The sequence below is a fragment of the Blastocatellia bacterium genome (assembly GCA_025054955.1).
Lineage (GTDB): Bacteria > Acidobacteriota > Blastocatellia > HR10 > J050 > JANWZE01.
Window position 1 is genome coordinate 1 of sequence record JANWZE010000014.1, and the last position, 4,279, is coordinate 4,279.

The window sequence follows — 4,279 nt, forward strand, 5'->3', positions numbered from 1 at the left end:
GCACGCACCGGCGGTTCAGTCATCATTGAAGGCGCGCTCTACGTCTTCCTCGGACTCTTCTTCGGTCGGGGATTTGACGTTGTGGTAGGCGTTTTTCCATTGCCCATCTTGGGCGTCATTCTGTTTTTTGAAGGTCTGGCGCTCATGCGGTTGGTGCGAGACATGTCTTCGTCCAAGAGTGACCTGACGATTATTCTATTGGTCGGTGTACTGGCGGTTGGACTTCCCTATGGCTATTTGATTGGAATGACTGTTGGCGTTCTGATTGCCTACCTGATGAAACGCGGCGTAATCACATTGGGAGTAAAGGAGCCGTGATGCCCAGTGCGGAACGCGCATTGATGTGACGCAGTGTGACAAGCAACCACAGGCAACTGAATACAGCACTTTCAAAGGCACATCGTGTTGCATGACAAGAGAAGTAGACCAGTGAACATCACCAACAAAGGCGTCTCAGATATGTCATGGTGAGGCCGCTTGCCGGAAAGCCAAAAAGCCGTCGGACAGGTCCGCTCCGACTTTCCATTCGACACGCTCATTATAAGCTTGGCGCTGCGACTCCTCATTGGCCCATTCTTTGCCGATGACGACAGGGAAAGCCTGAACGCCAGCCTGTCGGAGGGTTTCAGCGCGGTTCACCGCCCTGTAAACGTCATATCCATTAACTTGCGTCGAAATCTCCACGACTGCCACACGCTCCCCTTTCCACCAGATCAGATCAGCTAGGAACGGATCCTGATCGGGTTTGAGATCAATCGAGCCTTGGCGCAGCAATGGTTTGAGCCATTCGCCTAGTTGCTGCTGAATTGCAAGTTGCTCAGGAGAGCCGCCTTGCCCTCCGTTAAAGAGTACAAACGCCCGACGCAGGGTCTCCCGTTCATACTGCTCACCATCTCGCCGTCCCGCCTCGCCACGTTGCCAATTGACCAGCGCGCGGAGTTCCAATTGCGTCTCCCGTAGGGCAGCTTCCGTGCGCTGTTGCGCTTCGGTCAGACTCTGAATCGCTGCATCAGTTCGGCACTGCGCTTCGATAAGTGCCTGAATCTGTTGGCTGTTCCGCTCAATCTGCTCGCCCTGCCGGCGCAGTACCTCTTCGGTTCGTTGTTGCGCTTCGATAAACGCCCGAATCTGTTCACTGTTCCGCTCAATCTGCTCGCCTTGCCGGCGCAGCACCTCTTCGGTTCGTTGTTGTGCTTCGATGAGCGCCTGAATCTGTTCGCTGTTCCGCTCAATCTGCTCTCCTTGCCGCCGCAGTACCTCTTCGGTCCGCCGCTGCGCTTCGATAAGCGCCCGAATCTGTTCGCTGTTCCGCTCAATCTGCTCGCCCTGCCGGCGCAGCACCTCTTCTGTCCGCTGCTGCGCTTGAGCCAAGTTATGGACGGCTTCCGCCAACTCTCTTACCACTTCGGTCAATTGGTCAAACCGCGCTGGTAGCGCCAGCAAATCCTCAGTCAGAAGTTGCCGGCGCAGTTCCTCACGAAATGCCTGGTCGCTTCGCAGCAGTTGGAGAATCTCTTCTCTTATCATCACGTCCGTTCCTCTGAAGCAGCATGAATTATGGCACACGGCTGAACGTGGGGGCAAACAATCCTGTCGAACGAATCCTTGTCGAACGAGAGCACTTCCCGGCTAGCCTGGTACCACTTTATAGACGGTTTAACATGATGAGCCTTCGCGCATTTTTGGGAATCCCGTTGAATTGTTCAGCTCGAATGCGGCCCATTTGACGGCGCATTACTGCTGAACCTAGGCTCACGTTGACACTGGTGAGGTGCAGTGTTATTGTTTTGCCCTCCTTCAGGAGGTGAATCTTATGCAGCGAATGATCAAGTGGGCTTGTGTTTGGAGTTTCATCGTACTGTTGCTAGCTTGTGGTCCGCAACAAAACCAAATGACCCAAAGACGCGCACCCGCGTTTCAACCGGAGATTCTTCCTCTTCCACCTGAACTGGAGCGATATGAGCCGATGCCGATTCCTGCCGATAATCCCATGACGCCGGAAAAGGTCGCGTTAGGACGGCAACTCTTCTTTGACAAGCGGCTCAGCGCTGATGGTTCGCGATCCTGCTATTCATGTCACCTTTGTGAAAACGGGCTCAGTATTGCCCAGCCCAAGCCAATTGGCGCGTTGAATAAACCGCTGACGCGCAATAGTCCAGTTCTTTGGAATATCGGCTACCACAAGGAGTTTTATTGGGATGGTCGCAGCCCGTCACTGGAGAAGCAGGCGCTGGCTGCCTGGAAGGGCGCTAACATGGGCGCTGAAGCGACACTAGATCAGATCGTGGCGCGGATCAACGCCATCGAGGGCTATCGAACACAATTTCAAGCTGTGTTCAATGGGCCTGCCACGCCCGATAACATCGTTCAAGCACTGGCCGCGTTTCAACGCACCATCATCAGTGGCAATACGGCCTTCGACCGATGGCAAGCTGGCGACGAATCGGCTGTCAGCGAGCAGGTCAAACGCGGCTGGCAGATCTTTGATAAAAAGGCCAAATGTACCAACTGCCATTCAGGCGTATTGTTCACTGACTTACAGTACCACAACGTTGGCATCGGGATGGATCAACCTGAACCCGATGTTGGACGCTTCAAGGTCACAAACAAGCCCGAAGATACCGGCGCATTCAAAACGCCTACGCTACGTGATGTGGCTGAATCGGGGCCGTATTTCCATGACGGCAGCGTGGCTACGCTGGAGGAAGCTGTGGATATTATGGTCGCAGGTGGCAAACCCAATCGGTATCTGGATAGAAAAAACCTGCAACCGGCCAAACTGACGCCAGCAGAGAAGCAAGACCTGATCGCCTTCTTGAAATCGCTCTCGACCGACTGTCCGCCGCTGCTGAAAGAGCCGCCACTGCCGCCAGAATAGTCAGCATGAGATTTGCGTCTGTGGCTTTAACTTTTTTTGTATCAGCCTTAATTTACTTTGTAAACGTGGATTTACAAGTGGCTATTTTGGACCGGAGTTTCGGCCTATGGACTGTCCAACCGATAGACTGATTGAACACATCGGAGACCGTTGGGTCCTGCACCTGCTTCATCATCTAGTCCGTCAACCGCAGCGGACGCAAGGGTTACTTCAGGCGCTCAAAGGAATCAGCTCGCGCACCCTGGCAGCTAAGTTGAAGATGCTTGAAGCTGACGGCTGGATTGTGCGTCGAGTTTACCCGGAAGTGCCTCCGCACGTGGAATACGAACTGAGTGAACGGGGAAAGGCTTTAATTCCTCTGTTGGGAGCCTGGACAGAGGCTGGCAAAGTCCTATTTCCGGCGTCGGAGCCGCAGTGTCCTCATTGTCAGCATCTGGCTTCAACAGAAGAAACACACTCCATGAGAGAAGAGTCCCATGCTGTGGCAGCGCCTATGCCGAAGGCCCGGCTGAGCAAAGCTGTTGCAGCAAGCGTCGAGTCAGTTGCTTTGAGTCACGCCCAGCAGTCAGCGCTCATCAATCAGCGACTCGAAGTTACAGCAAGCCATGAGTCAGTTGCTCCAACTCACGAGTTTGTTCCCTCAGATGATGAGGTGATTTTGTTGTAGGACGATGCGATGCTAACAGGCCTCGGTTGATTATGTGGCGCGATGAGAGTCACAAGAGAAGACGCCGTTGGTGGCAGTATAGGAAATTGCTCTGAATGCGCCGCGTGCTCCCAAGGCGCGTTCCAGATTCTCAGGCTCGCATTTTCACGTTCGCATGAGAGCGTCCTGTTTTTTGAGGTCAGCCCGATTGAGGCTCGTTCGTCGGCGCGTTATGATATGGGCTTTCACACGATGTGACACAGGATGTTCAAGAGGGGGTGGATAAACGAGTGACAATCAGAGTTGAAGTGGCTAGCTGTCTCATAGGCTCGTTGTTCCTGTTCATGCTGGCATCAAGCATGGTCTCAACCGGTCGGTTCGGTTTGGCGCCGTTGTCTGTACGGGCGCAACAAACAGCGCCTGTTTCAACCGAGTTGGCCGGGGCCGAACAGTTGTTAGCGGAGGCGCGGCGGTTGTGGTCAAAGGCGCTCTTTGCCGAAGACCTGGTGACGGCGCAGCGTCAGTCTCGTCAGGCGCTGGATGCGTTTGACGCGGCGGGCGACCAACGCGGTCGGGCGCGCGCGCTCATTGAATTAGGCTTGATTGCGCTAAGACAGAAGCAGCCAGCCGAGGCGCTGAATCATTTCGATCAGGCGTTGAATGCCGCGCGCGGCGTGAACGATCAGGCGCTTGCAGCGCAGGTCTTCGAGCATCTTGGACGGGCGCAGGCAGCAGCCGGGCGACCAGCCGAGGCA

5 protein-coding genes are annotated in these 4,279 nt (G+C 54.8%); 4 read left to right on the top strand and 1 reads right to left on the bottom strand.

All coding sequences use genetic code 11. The features are described 5' to 3' along the window. A partial coding sequence (locus tag NZ823_01320; GenBank protein ID MCS6803768.1) for a putative sulfate/molybdate transporter occupies positions 1-318 on the top strand: 318 nt, incomplete at its 5' end. 144 nt (positions 319-462) lie between these two features. Here the strand turns inward: NZ823_01320 and NZ823_01325 are convergent. Then, complete coding sequence (locus NZ823_01325; protein MCS6803769.1) at positions 463-1,527, bottom strand: hypothetical protein; 1,065 nt, start codon at positions 1,525-1,527, stop codon at positions 463-465. Between the two features lie 286 nt (positions 1,528-1,813). On the opposite strand from NZ823_01325, the gene NZ823_01330 reads away from it, so the two are divergent. The 3 genes from NZ823_01330 to NZ823_01340 all read left to right on the top strand — a co-directional run. Beyond that, entirely contained in the window at positions 1,814-2,878 is a 1,065-nt protein-coding gene (locus NZ823_01330) for a c-type cytochrome (GenBank protein MCS6803770.1), read from the top strand. Between the two features lie 106 nt (positions 2,879-2,984). After that, positions 2,985-3,545: a helix-turn-helix transcriptional regulator gene (locus NZ823_01335; protein ID MCS6803771.1), complete on the top strand. Its 561-nt coding sequence runs from the start codon at positions 2,985-2,987 to the stop codon at positions 3,543-3,545. A gap of 269 nt (positions 3,546-3,814) precedes the next feature. Further along, positions 3,815-4,279: tetratricopeptide repeat protein (locus tag NZ823_01340; GenBank protein ID MCS6803772.1), on the top strand; the 465-nt coding region annotated here is incomplete at its 3' end.

What these genes read in the sequence shown, in the direction of transcription:
- NZ823_01325 (MCS6803769.1), bottom strand. Translation starts at nt 1,527, where the DNA reads ATGATAAGAGAAGAGATTCTCCAACTGCTGCGAAGCGACCAGGCATTT.
- NZ823_01330 (MCS6803770.1), top strand. Translation starts at nt 1,814, where the DNA reads ATGCAGCGAATGATCAAGTGGGCTTGTGTTTGGAGTTTCATCGTACTG.
- NZ823_01335 (MCS6803771.1), top strand. Translation starts at nt 2,985, where the DNA reads ATGGACTGTCCAACCGATAGACTGATTGAACACATCGGAGACCGTTGG.